Origin of the sequence: Streptomyces albidicamelliae, assembly GCF_025642175.1 — a bacterium.
In the GTDB taxonomy this organism is placed as follows: Bacteria; Actinomycetota; Actinomycetes; order Streptomycetales; family Streptomycetaceae; genus Streptomyces; species Streptomyces albidocamelliae.
In genome coordinates, this window is the sequence record NZ_CP106795.1 from 3,466,425 (window position 1) to 3,486,657 (window position 20,233).

Sequence of the window (20,233 nt, forward strand, 5' to 3'; positions counted from 1 at the left end):
CCCCACGTACGGGTCCCGTCGCTCGCGGATGAACCGGCGTCGCTCGCCGATGAACCGGCACCGGGTGGCGGACCGGGCAGCGGGGGGGCGGGCCGGTCAGCGCAGGGCGTCCGCGACCTCCCGCGCGGCCTCCATCACCCGCTGGCCCACCCGCTCCGGAACGGCGTCCGACAGCATGACGACACCGACGCTGCCCTCGACCCCCGTGACACCGACCAGCGCGGCCGCCGCGCCACTCGCGCCGGCCTCCAGCTCGCCGTGCGTGAGGGTGTAGCCGGGGTCGACGGACGGCGCCTGCCGTGCGGCGAGGATCGCCCGCCCGGCCGCGCCCCGGTCCAGCGGGTGCCGGAAACCGGCCCGGTACGCCACGTGGTAGTCCGTCCAGGTCGGCTCGACCACGGCGACGGCCAGCGCCTCGGTGCCGTCGACCAGGGTCAGGTGCGCCGTCGCGCCTATGTCCTCGGCCAGCGCCCGCAGCGCGGGCAGCGCGGCCTCGCGCACCAGCGGATGCACCTGGCGGCCGAGGCGCAGCACACCGAGCCCGACCCGGGCTCGGCCGCCCAGGTCACGCCGTACGAGCGCGTGCTGTTCCAGTGTGGCGAGCAACCGGTACACCACGGTGCGGTTGACGCCCAGTTTGGTGGACAACTCGGTGACGGTCAGCCCGTGGTCCGTGTCGGCCAGCAGCTTGAGGACACGCAGTCCCCGGTCGAGCGTCTGAGAGGTCTCCGCGGTCACGACGCCCACTCCTTCGGCGGTGAGGTCGGCGGACCACTGAACGGCGGATGCGTCGCCGAGTCCCGTCGGCGACGCGCTTCAGAGGCCGCCGATCGGCAGGACGGCCCGGCGGCTCCGGGCCTTGTCGCTTCACGGCTGCGCTCCGCGGCGGCGCTGCCACGGGGCGTATGCGTAGCGGGACAGTAGCGAAGCCGGTTCGCTGAGCGGAAGGCTTCGTCCAGAATCCGGGCAAGGCGAGATCCGGCCTGCCGCCATTCGTCCGGATACGCACCCGCCGCTCACCGGGATCCACAGGCTCGCAGACGGGTCGCAGGGGGCCGTCGGGGGCCGTCGGGCGGTCGCCCCACCAGGACGTCGGGCCACCGGAACCGGGGTGGCCGGTAGGCGGCCGGGCCACCGGAACCGGGGTGGCCGGTATGCGGGCGGTTCACCGCATCCGGGTGGCCCACTCCCGCACCTTGTCGATCCGCTGGCGCAGCTGGCCCGCCGTTGCCTCCGCGCTCGGCGGTCCCCCGCACACGCGCCGCAGCTCGGTGTGGATGACGCCGTGCGGCTTGCCGCTCTGGTGCACGTACGCGCCGACCAGCGTGTTCAGCTGCTTGCGCAGCTCCATCAGCTCCTTGTGCGAGACCACCGGCCGCCGCTCGGCGGGCAGCTCCAGCAGGTCCGCCTCGGTGTCCGGCTTCTTCCGGCTGTGCGCGATCTGCCGTGCCTGCCGCTTCTGGAGCAGCATCTGCACCTGATCGGGCTCCAGCAGTCCCGGGATCCCGAGGTAGTCCTGCTCCTCCTCACTGCCCGGGTGGGCCTGCATGCCGAACTCGGCGCCGTCGTAGAGGACCCGGTCGAAGACGGCGTCGGACTCCAGCGCCTCGAAGGGCAGCATGTCCTGCTCGCCGGTGTCCTCGTCCTGCTCCTTGTTCGCCTCCTCCATCTCCTTCTCGGACTCGGCGTACGGGTCCTCCTCGCCCTCCTTCTTCGGCTTGTCGAGGGCGTGGTCCCGTTCCTTCTCCATCTCGTTGGCGAAGGTCAGCAGGTCGGGCACGGTCGGCAGGAACACCGACGCGGTCTCGCCGCGCCGCCGGGACCGCACGAAACGCCCGACGGCCTGCGCGAAGAACAGCGGTGTGGAGATCGTCGTCGCGTACACACCGACGGCGAGCCGCGGTACGTCGACGCCCTCGGACACCATGCGCACGGCGACCATCCACCGGTCGTGGCTCGCGCTGAAGTCGTCGATCCGCTTCGAGGCGCCGGTGTCGTCGGACAGCACGAGGGTGGCCTTGGTGCCGGTGATCTCGCGGATCAGCTTGGCGTAGGCGCGCGCGGACTCCTGGTCGGAGGCGATGACGAGGGCACCGGCGTCCGGGATGGCCTTCCTGACCTCGGTCAGCCGCTGGTCGGCGGCGCGCAGCACGCTGGGCATCCACTCGCCGCGCGCGTCGAGCGCGGTCCGCCAGGCCTGGCTGACGGCGTCCTTGGTCATCGGCTCGCCGAGGCGCGCGGCGATCTCGTCGCCGGCCTTCGTGCGCCACCGCATGTTGCCGCTGTAGGAGAGGAAGATGACCGGCCGCACGACGTGGTCGGCGAGGGCGTTGCCGTAGCCGTACGTGTAGTCGGCGGCGGACCGCCGGATCCCGTCGTTCCCCTCCTCGTACGTGACGAAGGGGATGGGGTTGGTGTCGGAGCGGAACGGCGTACCGGTGAGCGCGAGCCGCCGGGTCGCCGGTTCGAACGCCTCCAGGCAGGCCTCGCCCCACGACTTCGAGTCACCGGCGTGGTGGATCTCGTCGAGGATGACGAGGGTCTTGCGCTGCTCCACCCTGTTGCGGTGCAGCATCGGGCGCACGCCGACGCCGGCGTACGTGACGGCGACCCCGTCGTACTCCCTGCTGAGCGGCCCGGCGCTGTACTCGGGGTCGAGCTTGATCCCTATCCGCGCGGCCGCCTCCGCCCACTGCTTCTTCAGGTGCTCGGTCGGCGCGACCACGGTCACCTGCTGCACCACGTGGTGGTGCAGCAGCCACGAGGCGAGCGTCAGCGCGAAGGTCGTCTTGCCGGCGCCGGGCGTGGCGACGGCGAGGAAGTCACGCGGCTGCTCCTGGATGTACTTCTCCATCGCACCCTGCTGCCAGGCGCGCAGCTTGCTGGCGGTACCCCAGGGGGCCCGGCCCGGGAAGGCGGGGGAAAGGTGGTGGGAGGAGGTGGCGGCGGTGGTAGTCACGGTCTCCGTGGAGGGGGTAGGGCGGCTCGGCTACGTATGACAACCGGGCCACCCTACCGGCGCCCCACCCCCGTCAACGCCCGGACGAGGCCGGGTCGCCCGCGGGTGGGACCCACGTCACAACCGCCGCGTACGCTCCGTGATCCGGGGTACGTCACCGGGTTCGCCGGCGCCCACGCCGATGACCTGGCCGTACGCGCCGTGCCGGCCGGCCGCGCCGTTTCCGACCTACGTCGGCGGCGGAGGACGGCCCGCCCGGACGGCGGAGAAGGGTCCGCCCCGACGGCCGGCGGGAGGCCCGTCCGGCGCTCACCGCTCCCGCAGCCGCCGGGTCACCCACGCGCCCACCAGCGCCACGGCCGCCGTCGGCAGGAAGACGGCCGCGAAGGCGCCGGGGCGGGTGGCGTGGGCCGCCGCGGCCGCCGTGCCACCGCCGCCCAGGGCCGCGAAGGCCGCGCCGGTCGCCGCCAGGAGGACGACGTTGGAGAGGGCGTCGGAGATCTGGAGCGCGGCCGAGTTGGCACCGGCCTCCTCGGGGGCGGACAGCTTCAGCAGGAGCACGCTGGTGGAGGAGATGACCAGGCCCATCCCGAAGCAGCCGAAGGCCCAGGCGACGGCGACGGTCCAGACCGGCACGGCGGGCAGCAGCACACTCGGCGCGGCCACGATCGCCGCCGCGACCAGCACCATCCCGCCGGTCGTCAGCCGCTCCCGGTACGGCGCCACGCGTGGCCGGGACTGTACCCAGGAGCCCAGCGCCCAGGTGACACCGCCGGCCGCCAGCGAGAACCCGGCGAGCGTCGGGGACAGCCCGCGCTGGGTGACCAGCATCAGCGGGACGAAGGACTCGGCGGCGATGAAGGACCCGGCGGACAGCCCGCGCAGCAGCACGACGGAGGGTAGGCCGCGGGCGGCGCGCCAGGTGCCGTGCGGGAGGAGCCCGAGGACGGCGGGCACGAGGAGGGCCGCGCCCGCGAGGCCGGGGAGGAGGGAGAGGGGGCGCAGGTCCTGGGCGGCGTACTGGAGGAGTCCGGCGCCGAGGGAGATGGCGAGGGCGAGCCGGATGCGCCGGCGGTCGAGGGGGGCGGCGCCGGCCGACGCGTCGACGGGTCCGGACGCCCGCCGCCGTATCTGCGGCAGCGCGAGGGCCAGCGGGAACACGACGAGGACCGGGATGCCGAGGAAGACCCAGCGCCAGCCCAGGTGCTCGGTGACGGCGCCGGAGGCGAGGGGGCCGATGATGGACGGTACGACCCAGCTCGCGGCGAAGGCGGCCATGATCGCCGGGCGCAGGTGTTCGGGGTAGGCGCGGCCGACGACGACGTACAGGGCGACGATGACCAGCCCGCCGCCGAGGCCCTGGACCGCCCGGCCGAGGATGAACACCCACATGACCTGTGCGGTCCCGGCGACGACGAGCCCCGCGGCGAAGGCGCCGATGCCCGTGGTCAGCGCCCCGAGCGGGCCCTTGCGGTCGGACCACTGACCGGCGGCGACCATCCCGAACAGGCTGGTCGTGAAGTATCCGGAGAAGGCGAAGGCGTACAGCGCCACGCCGTCCAGCTCGCGCGCGGCGACGGGCATCGCGGTGCCGACGGCGGTCGCCTCGAAGGCGATCAGCAGGACGACGGAGACGATGCCGACACTGAGCGCCCGGTAGGACCGGCTCAGCACGCCGGCACGCTGCCCGACGGCTTGGTCCACTACGGCGGCGTCACGGGATTCAAGGGCGCTCATGGCCGTCAGCGTAAGGCCCGCAACGGGGTTTGACCCCTGTCGGTGGTCCGACCATTCCTGCGACCTTGGTCGTACACCCCCGCTTTCGTGAACGCGGTATGGCGGCCCTGTTGCAGCCCGCGCCGCCCCCTTGAGCCGCCGCCCGCCGGGCCTCTACGGTCGTTCCACCGAGTTCGGCACGAGAGTGCCCGACACGGCCGTGTGCCCGAGTGGTTCAGGGACTCGCCTGCAAAGCGAGTTACGTGGGTTCGAATCCCGCCACGGCCTCAAAGTGTCTGATCAGGCGAAACAGAGAGGCGGCACCCCAACAGGGCGCCGCCTTTCTCATCGTCCGTCTCACTTCCCGTCTCAGTTCGCCACTCCACAACCGTTGCGTAGTTTCACGGCGTCGGAAGCCTAAGGCCGCGCCGTCACCCGTTGGGCTCGCCGGCGCCCTCGATCGTCACCTGCGGCGTGGGCTCGGGTGGCCGCCTAGCGTCAGGCCACCCACGAGCAACGATTAGTGTGGCTACTCCCCGAACCTCCGAGACCGCATCCTCGGTGAGGGGGATGAGAGCATCCCTGACCTTGGCATCGCCTAACCATCCCTGCCCCAGAGCCACTGCGGCGGCACCTCGGACAATCTGGTATTGATCGTGAGTGAGGCGAATGAGGGCATCGCGGGCTTGAGCGTCGCCCGACCACCCCTGTGCCAGTCCTTGCGCGGCAGTGTGCCGGACAACATAGGCGTCCGCGTGAGTGAGGCGGATGAGGGCATCGAGGGCTTGAGGGTCACCGGACCACCCCTGCGCCAGTCCTTCCGCAGCAGCCTGCTGAGCGGGCGAGTTGCTCGTGAGTTTGGTTGCGGCTAGAAGGACAGCCCGTTCATCATCCGGCCGGAGTGGACTAGCCGAAGTGAGAGAGCGCTGCAAATCGCGAGCTGCTCGTTCTTCTTCAGTGTTGAGTACCTGCGCTCTGTCCAGGGCAGCTGCAATGTCATCAAGGGTGGGCTGAGCCAGAAGGTCTGCCGGGAGCAGGTTTTGAGCGGGCGCGCTGTCGGAGCTAGGGCGAATCAATTCAGCAGTGTCCGGATGCATCAATAGCCTGCTGACCTCGGCCCGAGCCTGCTCCCAGGTCGCCTCAAGAACGCGGATGCGTGCGGTGGCTAGGTCGACTTCTTCCTGCGCAGTGCGCTTGTGGGTGAGTGCTTGCTCGGTCTCGTTGCGGAGCCGATCAAGTGCAACCGGGTCAGCACGGCTGTGTTGTGCTCGAGCGACCAGTGCGTCGTGGTCACAAATGATGTCGCGTAGAGCGCTGATAATGCGCCACAGGGTTGTCGCGAGGAACTGAGAGTCTCTCAGGGCATACCGGAGGCGAGTCTCGGTATGCCGAGCACGCTCCAGTTCAACTTCGTGCTGTAGAGCGACCACCGTTTCATGTGAGCTATGGGCGCTCACGTTGGACGACACAACAGGACCGGACACGGCTTTGGTTTTGGGCTGTGAAGCAATGGCACTGAGTAAGTCCCTTGCTTCAGCGCAGCGTTCCTGGTGCTCTTCTTTGGTCAGGCCGGCAGCCCTGCTGGTAAACCGTAGGAATTGAAGAGTGAACGGCCACGGGGGGCTAGGCAGAGCCTGGGCTCTGAACAGGCGAGCGAGATGCGACTTTGAGAACGCCATCTTGCGGATGGGGTGCTCTGGCAGGCTCCTAGAGCCACCGTCGGCCGCCTCCTCCTCTCTTCTGGCCTCCAGTTCAAAGAGCTCGGCAATGTCCCGCACCTTCAGACCACTCTGCGTCGCCTGCCGTTGAAGGAACTCCGCAAACTCCTGTCGCGGATCACCCGCGCGACCCGCCAGCGTGTGCGTCGCCGGCATCCTCACCCCTCGCTCATTCTCAGGACTCCCCCTCCGTGACACAACCACCGTGTCCCAGGGACAGCACCAGCTTCTCAGGTAGGACGCATGGCCGGAACGGGCAAGGGCCGTATCCGTCCCACCCTGTCCCTGCCCGTCCCAAGACCACTTGGGGACCAACAAGAAGCTGACCAGTCTTCGTCTCACGCCGCCCGGCCAGCGAAGAGGTTGGGCATACGCAAGGAGATGATGACCGTGTGCCATACCCAGTGTGGGGCGTCCGCCGCCCTGGCGTTGTCCACTCTGTCGAAGGTGACGGATGGCTTCCTACTGGCCGCGGTGCCAGAGTTCCTTGGCTCCCTGGCAGCGACCCTAGTTGTCGCGCTCGCTTCTTGGGGATTCCAACGGCTGCGCCGCAGCACCTTTTCGATCAAGCGCGGCCGAGACAAGTCATAGCGCCACCGCCAACTGCACGTGCTCACGCGATGCGCTTCACCGGGCCGCCCGCTCCTACACCGAGGGCAGGCTCTGGGGCAGACGCAGTTGCATCTGCCCCAAAGCCTTGGATCTAGCCTCACGGTGTCGCGTCGTTCGATCGCCAAATGAGACCATTTACCTGACTGGCCACGTCTGCTCGCACCGCGTCGATCATGTGTTGGTACCGGGCAGCCATGGAGGTTGTCGACCATCCCATGAGGCCCATGACAGCCCGTTCCGGGACACCGAGTATGAGAAGGACAGTGGCGGCCGTATGACGCGCATCGTGCAGACGCCCGTCCCGGACCTTCGCCACCGCCAGAAGCCTCTTCCACTCGGCCCAGTCCCGGCGATGGGATGGGCTCCGACCGTGCTCATCCGGGAAGACGAGTCCATTCTCCTCCCAGCGCTTCCCGGCCTCCGTCCGCTCCACTCCCTGCGCCTTTAGGTGCGCACGAAGTAGGTCAGCGAGCTGGTCTGGCAGACCGACCGCACGACGGCCGGCGCGGGACTTGGTGGTGGACAACTCGGGGTTGGTTCGCCGCCTCTGGGGGCAGTACCCGGCGGCCTTGCGTCCGCAGGGCTCCGTGCACCCATGGGCGTACTGCGGGCGGTGGCGGCTACGGCGGACAACGAGGAACCCACCGTCAAGGTCCACGTCGTCCCATGTCAGTGCCAGCACTTCCCCTTGACGCAGTCCGAGGGCAAGCGCAACGGCCCATCGCGCGGAGTTGCGCTGCTGGCCCGCAGCCTCCAGCAATCGCTGTACCTCTTTGACGCTGTACGGCTCTACCTCGTACTCCCCCGTCTTCGGTGCCTTGGCCAACTGGACCGGATTTCTACCGAGATGACCGCGCCGGACGGCCTCATTAAGGGCAGTGCGCAGAGTGCGGTGCGCCTGGTGGACAGTTGCAGGCTTGCTGCCGTTGGCCTGCATTTTGGCGTAGAACACCTCGATGTGCTCGGGCTTGAGCCTGTCGAGACGGTGAGCGCCCAAGCCGGGGATGAGGTGCTTTCGGACCGCAACGCCGTACCCGACCATCGTGTTGTCGTTGACGGCGAGGGGTGCGACGTTCTCAACCCAGTGCGTCAGCCACGCCTTGACCGTCCACGCCTTGCCGGGCTTCTTCACCGTCTTGGTGTCGCGCTGTTTCTCCAGCTCTCGAACGGCGTCCGCTACTTCGGTCTTGGTCTTGCGCTCGACATGGCGGCGGTCTGGCGTGCCGTCGTCGCGGACGCCGACGGTGACGCGACCGTGCCACTTGCCGTCCTTGCCGAAGTAGATCGAACTGCGGCCGTTGGGCTGCCGGGTGCGCTTCTTCTTGTTCTCTGCCACAGGCAGGCTCCTGGTTCTTGTGGGTCGGGATGGGAGCCGGGGCGGCGGGCTGTCCTGTCCGGGAGTGCCGCCGCCCCGGGCGTCGTCAAGCGGCGCGTTGGGCGGTGCGGAGACGGGTGACGTACGCGGCCGGCGCGTCGACGGGGACGCGGCGGAGACGGCCGACGGGGACGGACTCCAGCTCTCCGGTGCGGATGAGCGCGTAGCAGGTGGTCCGGCCGATGCGGAGGCGGCGGGCGGCTTCCTCGACGGTGAGGAGTACGAGGGTCGCGTCGTCGGTGGCGGTGGGCGGGAGGGTGGTGGGTTCGTCCATGGCACGCTCCGGTGAGGTTGAGTTCATGGGCTGGTGCCGCCGCACAAACCGCAAAATCCGCAGAAAAGCCGGGTAGGGCGGTTGACCTGCGGTGATGTGGTGCGCGGGCGGGGAGGGACGGTGCTCCGCAGAAACCCGCAATATTCCGCAAAAATCAGGGGTGACCGTCGCCCGGCCCGGGGCGGTGGGGGTGCTCGGCTTTTTTGCGGAATATTGCGGGATTGTGCGAGCGGGCCCCGGCCGGGGTGGGGCGCGGGTCCCGTCGCAGGTCAGCGGGGTCGCCGGGGGTTATTGCGGATTTTGCGGTTTGTGCGGGATGGGTTGGGGGCGGCCGGGGTCACCGGCCGCTGTGCCGTAGGGCGGGGTGGGCGAGTAGGCGGGGTGCCGGCGGGCGCCCTCGCTTGCCGGTCCGTTCGGGTTGGTAGGACCGCAGGTATCCGTGGTCTTCCAGCAATGCGAGGGCGGGTTCCAGGTCGGTGATGGTGGGGACCTCGCTGCGGGACAGGACGGTGAAGACGTCCCGTCGGCTGACGTCCGCCCATCCGTTGTCCCTCAGCGCTTCCAGCACGCTGCGGGCGCGGGAGAGGACCGGGTCGGCTCCCATGACGTCGAACACGGCGAGGGCGTGGGCGGTGTAGTACTCCCCCAGCTCGATCGCCGCGCGCATGGTGGCTTCGGTGACGGGGTGGGCGTAGCCGTTGCCGCCGTGTTCGGCGAGGTGCAGCAGTGCGGCCATGCGGGCGGTTGCCCCGGCGAGCTTTCCGGCCCAGTTGGAGATGTGACCCAGCTTGCCGCCGCGTGCTTTGAGCTGCGGTTCGATGCGCTTCTGATAGGCGATCAGCGCGGTGTCCGCCTCCGGGCTGAGCTGGATGACGGCCGGGTCGGTCCACTCCGCGAGGGACAGGGCGAGGTCGATGACCCGGGCGGTGTAGGTGGCGGCCGTCTGTTCGGGGACCGGGTCGGTGATGATCTCGCGTTCGCCGACCGTGGACACCGGCAGGGCGTACAGGAAGCGGGCCAGCAGTCCGCGTCCCTCGAATCCCTTGACCTTGCCGATGTCTTTCAGCACGTCCGGTTGCACGGCGAGGCCGATGGTCAGGGCGGGGGTGTCGATGTACTCGCGGCGGGTCTGCCGGTTGACCCGCAGCCGGTCTCCCGCGTGTCCTTTGAGGAAGACTTCCATGTTGGGGGCGCCGGAGTAGCGGCCCGCGATGATGTCGAAGATGCCGCCCTCGGCGCTCATCACCGAAAGCCTGCCGCCCTGTTCGGCCATGAGCGAGGTGACCGTCTCGGGGGTCGAGTCGTCCGCGAGTAGCACCGGTTCGGCGGGCACGGTGAGCGTGTCGGCGGTCTGCGCGAGGCCAACCGCGGTTGCCACCATCTCATCGCGCTTGTCGCCATCAGCAGACGCGGCCTTGGCGGCGGCCTTGTCCGCCGCTTCCTTGGCCAGCCTGGACGTGAGCTCCGCTTCCACGATGACGGGCTGCATGGCCGTCTTGAGTTGCTTCTCCGCCTCGTACAGCGGGTCGGTGAGCAGGGCGAAGACGGCGGACTTGCGGTTGGCGGGCGGGAGGGCGACCACGGTGTAGAGGTTGGTGGGCTCGCGCCAGTTGCCGCGTACGTGGACCACGGACCGGCCGCCGGCCGCCGTGGCGAGCACGGCGAGGGCGATCGATCCGGCGAGGTCGACCGGGGTCTGTGTCTCCTCGGCGACGGCTGTCACGAACTCCCCGAGCCAGGCGGGCAGGACGTGGGCGGGGAAGGAGGGGCGCTCACGGCGGCTGGTGAGGGGGATGGGGTCCTCCCACACGTCCGGGGCCGCGTTGTCCTCGCCGGGCGGGTCTTCCAGGGTGGGCAGTCCGGCCCACAGGTCGGTGCTGTCCACAGGCTGTGGAGTCATGAGACGGCCCTCCCTTCGGTGGGTACGGGGTGTAGGCAGGCGCCGACGCGGACGCGGGCGGTCAGCCGGATAACGGCAGCACGCCCTCGGGCGCGTTCGTGCCTCCCGCAGGCGCAGAGCCAGTCCGCGACGGGGATGCCCTCGCACTGAATGTGGAGTCCGGGGGTGGTGCCGGTGACGGTGACCGTCTGCGGGTCAGAGCCAACGGCAGAAGGGACGCCCTTGCGGGCGGCGACCTTCGGTTCGCCCACGGTCCGCCGTGGCGGCCCCTGTACGGCGTCCTGAGGGCCGTTGGTGGCGCTTCGGGGTGCTTTGTTCATGCCACCCGCCCCATGGCCGTCTCAAGGCCGTTGGTGACCGCGCGGCGGGCGTAGGCCTCCGGTACTCCCACGGATACGGCGGCGGCCGTGATCTCTTCCCCGATGGCGTCCAGCCCGCACGGGCCGGGGCACGGCGTGTGCTGAGCGGCGAGGAACCGGGCGACGCCGAACGCCTGTGATCCGGCGCCGGATTCGGTCCGGGCCCGCACCATGGCGAGTCCTCGTTCCAGGCCGGTGCGGACGTAGCGTTCGGTGTGGCGGCATCCGGTGGCGACCGTGCGGTCCCAGGTGGCGCGGGCCGGGAGGGAAGAGACCACCTGCCCTCGCGCGGGGGTGGTCTCTTCCTTCCGGAGCGATGCGACGACGGACGTGGACAGCCGCGCCATGACCCCGGTTCCCGGGCCGAGCCAGCGGGCGTACTGCATGAGCGACTTGACGTCCACTCCCGGCCGCACGGCGTTGGCGGAGCGCATGGTGCCCGCGTAGATCCAGTGTTCGCCCCGCGTCGTCCGCACGGTCCGGGTCGCGGGCAGAGCCTCACGTGCCCACTGCATCGCGGCCGCGTCGTCCAGGTCGACCACGGTCACTCCGGCCCCGCCCGGGTGGTAGGCGACCGCGACCGCCTGCCGCCACGCGGCAATCCACGGAGGCGAGGTGAGGACGTGCGGGTCGGTCGTGGCGGCGGCCCACCCGTGGCACGGTGCCGGGCACGTGCAGGGGCCGGCCGCCCTCATGTTCGGCCGGTCCCCGCACACGCTGTCCCTGCACGCGGGGCAGTTGCCGAACGGGGTCTTGCCCGCGCGCAGCGGCAGTACCGGCACGCCTGCCGCTGCCAGGTCGAGAGCAGCGGGCAAGAGGCCCGCGTCCCGATGATGTGCATCGTTGGGGCGCCGGGTGGTGCAGTCAGGTGTCATGCTGGAGGTCTCCTGTTCTGCTTCGTCGGGATAGGGAGACCGTGGGCGGCGGGCTGTCCTTGTCCGGGAGTGCCGCCGCCCACGGGCGCAGTCAGCCGTAGAACTTGTTCCGCTTGATCACGGCCTTGCGGATGTGGACCGTGGTGCCGCCCGTGCGACCGCTCGCGCTGAAGACCTGCACGGCGATCCAGCCGCCGAATATGACGGCGGCGAGGATGACGAGCTGGTGGACGAACGCGGCGAGTGCGGCGATGAACGTGGTCAGCAGAAGCAGCCCGCCACACACCGCGAGGAACCCGACGCCCCCGAGGGCAACGTTCACCGCCGCTCGGGACACCGGCGGCTTCGGCGTGACCGGTTCGGGCTGCACGGGGCTGATGGCGTAGCCGGTGACGACGCGGCCGTCCGGCAGGACGATGCTCGCGACCGTCGGGACGGTGCCCGGCTGGACCGGGACCATAGGCGCCGGCACGGCGACGGCGGGCGGGAGCGGGGTGGGTTGGTGGACTGCCACGGCTCGCTGTGCGGGCACGCGGGGGGCGTGTTCGGGGTACATGCGGAATCCCTTCCGGGGGGTCGGACGGGGAGGCGGAGACGCCCCCGCGGGGCGTCGCGCGGTGGGCGGTTTCGGGGGTCTGAGCTGGGCGCCTCCCCGCCTCCCTGAAATGATGTTTGTGCTGATCAGGGCGGGGAGGCGGGCCCGGGGAGGGGGTTGGGGAGTTCTCCCCGCCTCCCCGGGCCGCGGGCCGGTTGCTCCCCGCTACTCGGCGGCGGAAGCGGAACCGTCGGCGTCGCGGTTGGCGAGGGCGCGGGCCACGTCCTCGCGGCGGACGACCATGAGGCCGTGGGACTTCTTGGGTTCCTCGCCGTGCTCTTCGAGCAGCCGCTTCAGGCGGCCGTTGTTCCACTCGCGGTAGACGGCCGTGTCCAGGGCGTGGAGCCGCTTGAGGACCTCGTCGGTGCGCAGCCGGGGCGTTTCGCCGATGACGGCCGCGATGTCGGCGAGCGCGTCGCGTTCCGCGTCCCGGTCGATGACGCGCAGGGTGGCGACACCGTGGCGCAGGGCCTTGGCCCGGTCGGCGACCTCGGCGGCCGGCTCGTCATCGATGAAGTGGGTCCGCACGGTGATGGAGGCCTGACCGGCGGGGATCGTGATGCCGTCGGAGGCGACCACCAGGGTTCCCTTGTCCAGCCCCTGGCGCAGCAGGTGCGGGGCCGCGCCACCCCGAACGGCCTTGGCACCGAGCGCCATCTCTGCCTGAGACTCGGTGCCCACCACGAGAGATGCGCGGGTGTGGGCGCCCTCGCGGACCAGCTTGGGAAGGTTCTGGTCGGTCGGGTCCTGCGTGCCCTGCCACATCAGCACGTCCACCGCACGGCCCTGGTTGTGAATCTTGCGGACGGCCATGAAGTACCGCGAGGTGGCCTTGGAGCCGCCGTAGGGGCGGCCGTCCTCGCCCTTGACCGGGCACATGAACGCCAACTGCGCCTCGTCCACCAGCACAATCAGCGGCTCGAACACGATGCCCGGGTCCCGTCGGCGTTCCTCGATCCGCCGGTTCATCTCCTCGACCGCGTCCTCAACCATCTCGGTCGCCTGGACCACGTGGTCATCGGACGGGCCCTCGATCAGCACCTGTGCGATGCCGTCGAACATGGCCCAGTCGCCGATGCCCTTCAGGTCAGCGATCCAGAACTGCACCGACCGGTCCAGGGCCAGCCACAGGGCGAGGGCCCGCAGGGACGCGGTCTTGCCCTGGTTGGACAGGCCCGTGACCAACAGGTGGCGCTGATACAGGCTCAGTGCCGCCGCGTCGCCACGCAGGTCCTGTCCCCACGGGGCCTTGCCGGTCTTGTAGTTCGCGGTCATCGTCTCGTCGGTGACCAGCGGGGACGGGCCGATCGGCTCGTCCAGCGCACCCGAGTCGGCGATCCACAGCCGGACCGTGCGCGCCGCCTCGGGGATCGTGATGAACACCTCGTGTTCGTGCCGGGTCAGGTTCTCGGCGAGCTTGCGCCGCTTGGCCTGCACCTCGTTCGTCGCCACCCCGGACGGAAGCGTGACGTCGACCTCGACGCCGCATCCGGCGATCCGAATCGGCCCGAGCATCGAAGCGCCGACGTCGCCCATCTCCGCAATCGCCTTGCGCAGAGCCGGGACACCGAGGTCGCGCAGGGCCTTGACCACGATCGACGGGGTGATGGGCTCGCCCTCGCCCGTGCGGGTGTTGGGCGGTAGGGCCCACTGCGGTGCGGCCTTTTGGTGAGCGCCGACCGACCACAGCGCCAGCAGTGCGAGGAACGGGCCGATGGTCAGGGCCGGGCCCCACACCACCTTGACGATGGTGATCATCAGGTTGATGAACTCGACCACCGCCATCAGCGGGGTGACCACGTCCGTGACGTCCTTCGTGGCGACGGCCATGGCGATGCCGAGCAGGACCAGGCCGCCGATGCCCATGCCGACGCTGATCCCTGCGCCCTTGGCCACGTCCAGCGGCGAGTGCAGCAGATCCATGCGGCGGCGGTGACGGGCCTCACGGAACCGCTGCCCGCGCTCCTCCCACTCCGCCGCAGCCTCGAAGTTCCCCGCGGCTTCGGCGGTGCGCATGTAGCGCTCGTAGCGGGCGGCGGTCCGGCCGTCCCACGCCCGACGGCCCACGATCCTCGCGCCACCGGCGACGTAGAGGGAGTGGCGGGCGACGGCGCGGGCGGCCGTGCGGGTGTTGTCGTGCGTGACGGCCGTCTTGATGGCACGGCCGGAGCGAACCCACAGCGGCACCGGGGGCGCGGCCGGCGGTTCGGGTACCACGGTCAGCGTGGTCACGGTGTCGGTGGGAGGGTCAGTGTTCTTGTGCAGGTGGACGACGGTGTCACCCATGATGGGAGAACTCCTGACTGCCCCTCGCGGGGCGGAAGCTGGAGGGAGTGCCGGGGTGGCCGGGTCCGTGGCAGGGACGGCCACCCCGGGCAGATGAGGCGGGCTGACGGGGTGTCACGCGGCGGGCGTGGTCACCACCAGCTGGATTTCTTGCGGACGATGTGCGGGTGGCCGTTGCGCATGTGGTCGACGCACTCGGGGCAGTCCTCGCGAGGCTTCAGCCGACGATGGATGCTCTTGTCGTAGGCGTGCTGCCAGCACTGCGGGCACTGGCCCGGAGGCGTGTCCGTAGCGGCCACGGTCACCACCACCCGGAGGACTTCTTCGCGGCCTTGGCCTTGGCGGCGTCGTTCACGACGCGCACCCGCTCGGCCTGCAGCGCGGCGATCTCCGCCACGAGCCGCGTCTCTGCGGACTGCCAGGCGGTGTCGATCTTCCGCTCAGCGCGGTCAGGGCTGTTGCCCCGGGTGACGCGGTACGAGCCGGTCGCGAGGCCACCGAGGACGGCGCGGCGTTCGCGTCCGTCCAGCGGCCACATCTCGCGGTTGCGGACCGCGTCCAGCTTCCGGGTGGCTTGCTGAATCGCCTTGTCCAGGCGGCGGGTGTCGGGCTTACCCATCTCAGATGCTCCTCGGGGTCGCGGTGTCGGCGGGCGGGGTGGGGGTGAGCTGGCCGGGCAGGAGGGTGATGACCTGGGAGAGGTCGGCCGGGACGGTGCAGCCGCGCTCGCGCAGCCACGCGGCGATCAGCCGGTAGACCTGCTCTCGCGGGGCGCACAGCGGGACGGAGACCTGACCGGATGCCCACGCGGGGCCGTGGCCGGGGACGGTGACCCACCCGAACCAGTGGTGCGTGATCTCGCAGTGAGCGGCGTTGGTGCTGTTCACAGGTGAACTCCTGACAGTGCGTGGAGGGTCAGGCGGCGGCGTGTTCGGGGTAGGCGCAGGGCGCGCACTCGCCGAGTGAGGTGGGGATGACGTAGCCCGCATCGCGCCGGCACGTCGGGCAGATGCGGCGGGCGATGTTGGCCTTGGCCAAAGCGGCCCACCGGGCCGGGGTCATCGGCCGCACGGGCTTGGCGAGGTCGACCCGGTACAGGTAGGCGACCAGCGGCCCGCGTCGGCGCCGGGGGCGTTCGAGCTGCGCGGCCACCGGCTGACCACCGGGGCGCAGGCCGCGCGCCCTGAGCTGTCGGCGGGTGGCGTAGCCATCCGGGGCCAGGCGCCACCGGAACACCGGCAGCGCCCCCATCACGCGGCCCGCTCAGCGAGCAGCGCGTCCCGCAGCTGGCGCGCGTTGACCGGAGAGGTGCGCAGAGCCCGGCGGATGCCCTCACCGGTGATCTGCGCATCCGGCCAGTCGGCCGTGACGGTCCGGGCCTCGCTCATGAGCTGCTCCGGGGTGCGGCGGGTCCGGGGTGCCTTGGCGGCGTCCGGGACCCGGTACGTCGCCCCACGCGGGCGGCTCGACTCGGCCGCCACCGGCCGCCGCTCGATCGGCGCCGCGAGGGCCGGAACGGGCTTGAGGGAGAAGGTCGACTTTCCCGCGTCGGCCGGGACCGGATCGGGCACGCGCACCACCTGCACGGTGGCCGGGGCCGGGGTCGATTCCGTCAGGTCAGCACTAGACCGTTTTCCATCGGTTCCAGCGGATTCCTGCATGTTTATGTCCGGGACGGGTGCCGGGTTGGTACCGCCGAACATCGCAGCGAGTGCAGCGTCCGCACCGGCGGTGATCCGGGTGCGCTGGACGTCCAGCAGCCTCGATCCGAGCGCGATGTCCCCGACCCCGACTTTGCGGGCCAGGCGCCATGCCGCCCGATCGGACCGCTTCTTAACCCGGTCGCTCGGGTGATGGGTGGCGCGTGCCCGGTGGTAGGCGAGGGCCTGGACGATGTCGGCGGTGCGCCGCTCGTGCTCCGCGTCGCGGCCGTCGGTGTGGACGACGATCCGGCGGGCGAGGAACGCCATTCCCTCCGCCGAGACGGACATGCCCATCGGGGTGAGGGCGAAAATCACGGTCCGGCCGATGTCGGGTGCGGCCATGGCGCCCATCACGGCGGCGGCGGCCGGCAGTGCCCACAGCCCGAGCCGTACGACGCGGGGTGAGGACTGGCCCAGCATGGTCAGCCCGAGCAGGACCAGGGCGAGCACCGCGGTTGCGCCCTCACCGGCACCGAGGGCACCGAGCGCGGTCCCGGTGCCGTAGGCGTGCCCGATGTTGCTGTACGTGCCGATCCCGCCGATCACGCCCGTGGCGAGCATCGGCACGAACGCAGCCGTCAGAACACCGGTCTGCACCTTGGTCAGTGGCTTGCGGGCGGTCATCACGCCACCTCCGTGCGCGTGCCGGGGCGGCCGTAGCGGCGGCCGTGGATGGTGGGCAGTGCGGGAGTGGTCTCGTGCTTCGGGGCGATGCTGGCGCCCCCGCCCTCGCGCTTGGCCCGGTACATGTGCTCGTCCGCCTGCCGCAGCAGGGCGGACAGATCAGCGGTCCCACGCCAGTAGCGGGCAACCCCGACCGATACGAATACGTCGACGTTCCGACCCTCGAACGGCACCGGCCGCTCAAGGATGCGGAGCAGTTCCAGCACCTGAGCGTTCAGGCTGCCGACGCCGGTGTCGGCCTCGCCGGACACCTCGGTGACAGCGGCGAACTCGTCCCCGCCCAACCGGCCGGCCACACCGTGGTGCACGGCCGCCCACACTCCCAGCCGCATGCCGGTCGCGCGGATCACCGCGTCCCCGGCCGCGTGGCCGTGCGTGTCGTTGATCTGCTTGAACCAGTTCAGGTCCAGCACGAACACAGCCCGCTGCTCACCCATAGAGAGGCTCTTGCGGGCGCGTCCCTCGAACGCGTCCCGCGTCCACAGCCCGGTCAGCGGGTCGCGGCGGGCCGCGTCGATCCGGCGCGTCAGCCGCAGCGCGTGCACCGACCACCCGGCCAGTAACGGCAGACCGGCGGCAGCGGCGTACATCAGCTCAGTCATGCCACTTCCCCCGCTCCCGGCCGGTAGCCACGAGCGGCGCGCAGGAACGGCACCGTACGCATCAGCGCGTCGGCGTACAGGGCGTCCCAACCGGCGATCTCGTCACCGGCCTCCGCCTCAGCGTGTAGCTCGGCCAGGATGTCGCGTGCCGCGTCCGTCCGGGCGGCACGCTCACCGTCCGTCTCGGATCCGAGCGGGCCCCGGAACAACTCGACGTCGATACCGAGCGCCAGTTCCACGAACTCGGAGTCGCCGCGAGCCTCCTGACCGGCAACGAATGTGCGCATACGCATGGTGGATCTCTCCTCTTCAGAACGTCGGTGGTGGGAGATCCGGCGCGGCGGGCTGTCCTGTCCGGGAGTGCCGCCGCGTCGGAGTTGCGGGCCGACACCGCACGCGGCGGCAGGCCCAGTGACCCCGGACGGAAGTCGATTCCGCGCCCTCACGGCTGGATACCGGGGCCGACGGCTCTACCCGGCCGCCACGGGGACGGGGTCACGCCCCGTCGTTCTCAAAGCACTCTGTTGAGTTCTCAAGGAACGAGCGCTGCCTTCGTACTCACCCCCTCGGGCTTTCCTCCGGACGCCGCGTTGCAGTACCTGTTTTACAGGTACTGCATGAGGGTCCGTCAAGTGCATCGACGGAACCTCTTGGCTTTACGCCGGGACTTCTTGGCGCACCATCAGGATCGATGCAGGTCAGGGGACTTGGTTACCCCCTGCGTGGACACCTCAAGGACGTCTCGGTACCTTCAAGAGGTCCCGAGACGTCCCACCAGGGGTGCAGATGTCCAACGAACGTTTGCGGTCCGCTCTGTTGGCCGCCGGCATGACGATTCAGAGGCTCGCCGAAGAGATCGACGTCAACCCGAAGACGATCGAACGCTGGATCACCAAGGGAAAGGTGCCGTATCGCCGACACCAGTACGCGACGGCGACAGTGCTCAAGGTCGACGTGACGACGCTGTGGGATGACGATCGCGCCGTCGAGAGCGCGGCAGACCTGACGAAAGCCGAGATCGTCAACGTCTACCCCCACCGGCACACGGTGCCGCCGAATCTGTGGCGCGAGATCTACGCGCGGGCTGAGAACAACCTCGATGTCCTCGTCTACTCGGGACTCTTCCTGTCCGAGGATCCCGTGTTCCTGGATCTCTTGAAGGACAAGGCGAAGGGGACCACTCAAACGCGCATCCTGCTCGGGGATCCGGACTGTGAAGCCGTCCGGCAACGCGGCATAGACGAAGGTCACCGCATCATGGACGGCAAAATCCGGAACGCGCTGGTGAACTACCGGCCGCTATTCAAGAGCCATCCGGAGGTTGGCTTCCGCCTCCACGCAACGACTCTATACAACTCGATCTACCGATCCGACGACGAGATGCTTGTGAACCCGCACGTGTACGGCATCGGCGCCTACATGGCTCCGGTCTTCCACCTGCGGCGACTACCGGGTGGCGGCCTATTCGACACCTACGCGAATAGCATCGAACAGACCTGGGGAAGCGCTCGCCAGGTCACAGAACAAGACATCACGGGAGCTTGATCATGGGACGCATTGACTATCTGCACGATCCCGACGCTCCGCCAGCCAACTCGGTCGTGCCGTCCGTCGTGGCGTTCGTACAGAACGATGCGGGTCAAGTCCTCATGATCCAGCGGTCTGACAACGGGCGCTGGGCACTGCCTGGCGGGGGGCACGACGTAGGCGAATCGATCAGTGACACCGTGGTGCGCGAGGTCTGGGAAGAGACCGGCATTAAGGCAGAAGTCGTCGACATGTCCGGGATCTACACCGACCCTGGCCACGTGATGAAGTACGACGACGGAGAGGTTAGGCAGCAGTTCAGTATCTGCTTCCGGGCCCGGCCGGTCGGCGGTGAAGTGCGTACGAGCGATGAAACGACGCAGGTCCGGTGGGTTGCCCCACCGGACCTGTCTCAATTGGACGTCCACCCCACCATGCGTCTTCGGATTCAGCACGCGATGGACCGGACCCGCCCGGCCCCCTACATCGGCTGACGCTTGGCGGCAGCGACTCGTTCGAGCACGCGTGAGGTGCTTGCCAGGATCTCCGGTTCGGCCCGGCGGATGAACGTACCGATCAGGCTGTCCGGCCCGTAGCGGCCCGTGATCTCGTTCACCCTGTCCACCGGATTCGTGGGCGTCCCGTCCGGGGTCGTGTTCATGTCGCAGTAGCACAGTGCGTCATTCAGGTGAGCGTCCTCGCGAGGGAACTCATCCTCCAGCTCCTTGCGCAGCCCGCGCGCTTCCGCCTCCATCCACGCGCAGGAGTGATGCGCCACCAGGTGTACAACCCGTTCGTCGGCGTTGGCAACGTCGCGCAGGTAGCGGGCGCCGTCGAGGGGGTGGAAACCGCTCTTGGCGAGGTCAGGTGCATAGCCGATGTCGTGCAGCACGGCCGCAGCTTCCAGCAGCTCGGCGTCTTCCCCGAGGATGAGCGCGATGCTACGCGCCCGCTCGGCTACTCCGATGCAGTGCTTCCAGCGACGTGGCAGCGGCTCAGCCAACAGGGACTCAGCCAGGGGATACGCCCACTCCGTCAGCTCCGACAA

General features: G+C 69.8%; 20 protein-coding genes and 1 tRNA gene. 3 read left to right on the plus strand and 18 right to left on the minus strand.

Annotated elements, in window-relative coordinates; genetic code table 11:
* Positions 1-96: 96 nt before the first annotated feature.
* The 3 genes from N8I86_RS16000 to N8I86_RS16010 form a co-directional block, all read right to left on the minus strand.
* Complete coding sequence (locus N8I86_RS16000) at positions 97-738, minus strand: IclR family transcriptional regulator (RefSeq protein ID WP_073900230.1); 642 nt, start codon at positions 736-738, stop codon at positions 97-99.
* 427 nt (positions 739-1,165) lie between these two features.
* On the minus strand, positions 1,166-2,959 hold the full coding sequence (locus N8I86_RS16005) for a DEAD/DEAH box helicase (RefSeq protein ID WP_123437671.1): 1,794 nt from the start codon (positions 2,957-2,959) through the stop codon (positions 1,166-1,168).
* A 309-nt stretch (positions 2,960-3,268) separates the two neighbouring features.
* A complete protein-coding gene (locus N8I86_RS16010) occupies positions 3,269-4,696 on the minus strand; it encodes an MFS transporter (protein ID WP_263278069.1) in 1,428 nt (475 codons plus the stop codon).
* Positions 4,697-4,891: 195 nt separating this feature from the next.
* Here N8I86_RS16010 and N8I86_RS16015 point away from each other — a divergent pair.
* Positions 4,892-4,963 (plus strand) — tRNA-Cys (locus tag N8I86_RS16015).
* 143 nt (positions 4,964-5,106) lie between these two features.
* Here the strand turns inward: N8I86_RS16015 and N8I86_RS16020 are convergent.
* The 14 genes from N8I86_RS16020 to N8I86_RS16085 all read right to left on the minus strand — a co-directional run bounded on the left by N8I86_RS16020 (position 5,107) and on the right by N8I86_RS16085 (position 17,945).
* A complete protein-coding gene (locus N8I86_RS16020; RefSeq protein WP_263278070.1) occupies positions 5,107-6,549 on the minus strand; it encodes a HEAT repeat domain-containing protein in 1,443 nt (480 codons plus the stop codon).
* 553 nt (positions 6,550-7,102) lie between these two features.
* Positions 7,103-8,341, minus strand: coding sequence for a tyrosine-type recombinase/integrase (locus N8I86_RS16025; RefSeq protein ID WP_263278071.1), 1,239 nt, complete (start codon positions 8,339-8,341; stop codon positions 7,103-7,105).
* A gap of 85 nt (positions 8,342-8,426) precedes the next feature.
* Positions 8,427-8,654 (minus strand): helix-turn-helix domain-containing protein, encoded by a 228-nt coding sequence (locus N8I86_RS16030; RefSeq protein WP_263278072.1) that lies wholly within the window; start codon positions 8,652-8,654, stop codon positions 8,427-8,429.
* Between the two features lie 337 nt (positions 8,655-8,991).
* On the minus strand, positions 8,992-10,554 hold the full coding sequence (locus N8I86_RS16035; protein ID WP_263278073.1) for a YfjI family protein: 1,563 nt from the start codon (positions 10,552-10,554) through the stop codon (positions 8,992-8,994).
* 316 nt (positions 10,555-10,870) lie between these two features.
* The gene (locus N8I86_RS16040; protein ID WP_263278074.1) at positions 10,871-11,788 is read right to left on the minus strand and encodes a bifunctional DNA primase/polymerase; all 918 of its coding nucleotides are present in this window, start codon (positions 11,786-11,788) and stop codon (positions 10,871-10,873) included.
* Between the two features lie 91 nt (positions 11,789-11,879).
* Positions 11,880-12,344 carry a hypothetical protein gene (locus N8I86_RS16045; protein WP_263278075.1) on the minus strand — a complete coding sequence of 155 codons (465 nt, stop codon included), beginning with the start codon at positions 12,342-12,344 and terminating at the stop codon, positions 11,880-11,882.
* 204 nt (positions 12,345-12,548) lie between these two features.
* On the minus strand, positions 12,549-14,669 hold the full coding sequence (locus N8I86_RS16050; RefSeq protein WP_263278076.1) for an FtsK/SpoIIIE domain-containing protein: 2,121 nt from the start codon (positions 14,667-14,669) through the stop codon (positions 12,549-12,551).
* Positions 14,670-14,800: 131 nt separating this feature from the next.
* Positions 14,801-14,974, minus strand: coding sequence for a pRL2-8 (locus tag N8I86_RS16055; protein WP_263278077.1), 174 nt, complete (start codon positions 14,972-14,974; stop codon positions 14,801-14,803).
* Positions 14,971-15,288, minus strand: a complete 318-nt coding sequence (locus tag N8I86_RS16060) for a hypothetical protein (RefSeq protein WP_263278078.1) — start codon at positions 15,286-15,288, stop codon at positions 14,971-14,973. The genes N8I86_RS16055 and N8I86_RS16060 overlap by 4 nt, the downstream gene beginning before the upstream one ends.
* A 1-nt stretch (position 15,289) precedes the next feature.
* Complete coding sequence (locus N8I86_RS16065; RefSeq protein WP_263278079.1) at positions 15,290-15,556, minus strand: hypothetical protein; 267 nt, start codon at positions 15,554-15,556, stop codon at positions 15,290-15,292.
* A 28-nt stretch (positions 15,557-15,584) separates the two neighbouring features.
* Entirely contained in the window at positions 15,585-15,920 is a 336-nt protein-coding gene (locus N8I86_RS16070; protein WP_263280114.1) for an RRQRL motif-containing zinc-binding protein, read from the minus strand.
* A complete protein-coding gene (locus tag N8I86_RS16075; RefSeq protein WP_263278080.1) occupies positions 15,920-16,996 on the minus strand; it encodes a conjugal transfer protein in 1,077 nt (358 codons plus the stop codon). The genes N8I86_RS16070 and N8I86_RS16075 overlap by 1 nt, the downstream gene beginning before the upstream one ends.
* Positions 16,996-17,658 (minus strand): GGDEF domain-containing protein, encoded by a 663-nt coding sequence (locus N8I86_RS16080; RefSeq protein WP_263278081.1) that lies wholly within the window; start codon positions 17,656-17,658, stop codon positions 16,996-16,998. The genes N8I86_RS16075 and N8I86_RS16080 overlap by 1 nt, the downstream gene beginning before the upstream one ends.
* Positions 17,655-17,945 (minus strand): hypothetical protein, encoded by a 291-nt coding sequence (locus N8I86_RS16085; protein ID WP_263280115.1) that lies wholly within the window; start codon positions 17,943-17,945, stop codon positions 17,655-17,657. Before N8I86_RS16085 ends, N8I86_RS16080 begins: the two co-directional genes overlap by 4 nt.
* Positions 17,946-18,444: 499 nt before the next feature.
* Between N8I86_RS16085 and N8I86_RS16090 the strand changes: the two genes are divergently transcribed.
* Both N8I86_RS16090 and N8I86_RS16095 read left to right on the plus strand, forming a co-directional pair.
* Positions 18,445-19,203: a helix-turn-helix domain-containing protein gene (locus N8I86_RS16090; protein WP_263278082.1), complete on the plus strand. Its 759-nt coding sequence runs from the start codon at positions 18,445-18,447 to the stop codon at positions 19,201-19,203.
* Positions 19,204-19,205: 2 nt separating this feature from the next.
* Complete coding sequence (locus N8I86_RS16095; RefSeq protein WP_263278083.1) at positions 19,206-19,679, plus strand: NUDIX domain-containing protein; 474 nt, start codon at positions 19,206-19,208, stop codon at positions 19,677-19,679.
* On the opposite strand, the gene N8I86_RS16100 is transcribed toward N8I86_RS16095, so the two are convergent.
* Complete coding sequence (locus N8I86_RS16100) at positions 19,667-20,233, minus strand: HD domain-containing protein (protein WP_263278084.1); 567 nt, start codon at positions 20,231-20,233, stop codon at positions 19,667-19,669. The genes N8I86_RS16095 and N8I86_RS16100 overlap by 13 nt on opposite strands.

Excerpts from the sequence above, each read along its gene's own strand:
- N8I86_RS16075 (WP_263278080.1), bottom strand. The coding sequence starts at position 16,996 with ATGACCGCCCGCAAGCCACTGACCAAGGTGCAGACCGGTGTTCTGACG.
- N8I86_RS16085 (WP_263280115.1), bottom strand. The coding sequence starts at position 17,945 with ATGCGCACATTCGTTGCCGGTCAGGAGGCTCGCGGCGACTCCGAGTTC.
- N8I86_RS16020 (WP_263278070.1), bottom strand. The coding sequence starts at position 6,549 with ATGCCGGCGACGCACACGCTGGCGGGTCGCGCGGGTGATCCGCGACAG.
- N8I86_RS16040 (WP_263278074.1), bottom strand. The coding sequence starts at position 11,788 with ATGACACCTGACTGCACCACCCGGCGCCCCAACGATGCACATCATCGG.
- N8I86_RS16050 (WP_263278076.1), bottom strand. The coding sequence starts at position 14,669 with ATGGGTGACACCGTCGTCCACCTGCACAAGAACACTGACCCTCCCACC.
- N8I86_RS16035 (WP_263278073.1), bottom strand. The coding sequence starts at position 10,554 with ATGACTCCACAGCCTGTGGACAGCACCGACCTGTGGGCCGGACTGCCC.
- N8I86_RS16095 (WP_263278083.1), top strand. The coding sequence starts at position 19,206 with ATGGGACGCATTGACTATCTGCACGATCCCGACGCTCCGCCAGCCAAC.
- N8I86_RS16010 (WP_263278069.1), bottom strand. The coding sequence starts at position 4,696 with ATGAGCGCCCTTGAATCCCGTGACGCCGCCGTAGTGGACCAAGCCGTC.
- N8I86_RS16070 (WP_263280114.1), bottom strand. The coding sequence starts at position 15,920 with ATGGGGGCGCTGCCGGTGTTCCGGTGGCGCCTGGCCCCGGATGGCTAC.
- N8I86_RS16080 (WP_263278081.1), bottom strand. The coding sequence starts at position 17,658 with ATGACTGAGCTGATGTACGCCGCTGCCGCCGGTCTGCCGTTACTGGCC.
- N8I86_RS16090 (WP_263278082.1), top strand. The coding sequence starts at position 18,445 with ATGTCCAACGAACGTTTGCGGTCCGCTCTGTTGGCCGCCGGCATGACG.
- N8I86_RS16030 (WP_263278072.1), bottom strand. The coding sequence starts at position 8,654 with ATGGACGAACCCACCACCCTCCCGCCCACCGCCACCGACGACGCGACC.
- N8I86_RS16045 (WP_263278075.1), bottom strand. The coding sequence starts at position 12,344 with ATGTACCCCGAACACGCCCCCCGCGTGCCCGCACAGCGAGCCGTGGCA.
- N8I86_RS16060 (WP_263278078.1), bottom strand. The coding sequence starts at position 15,288 with ATGGGTAAGCCCGACACCCGCCGCCTGGACAAGGCGATTCAGCAAGCC.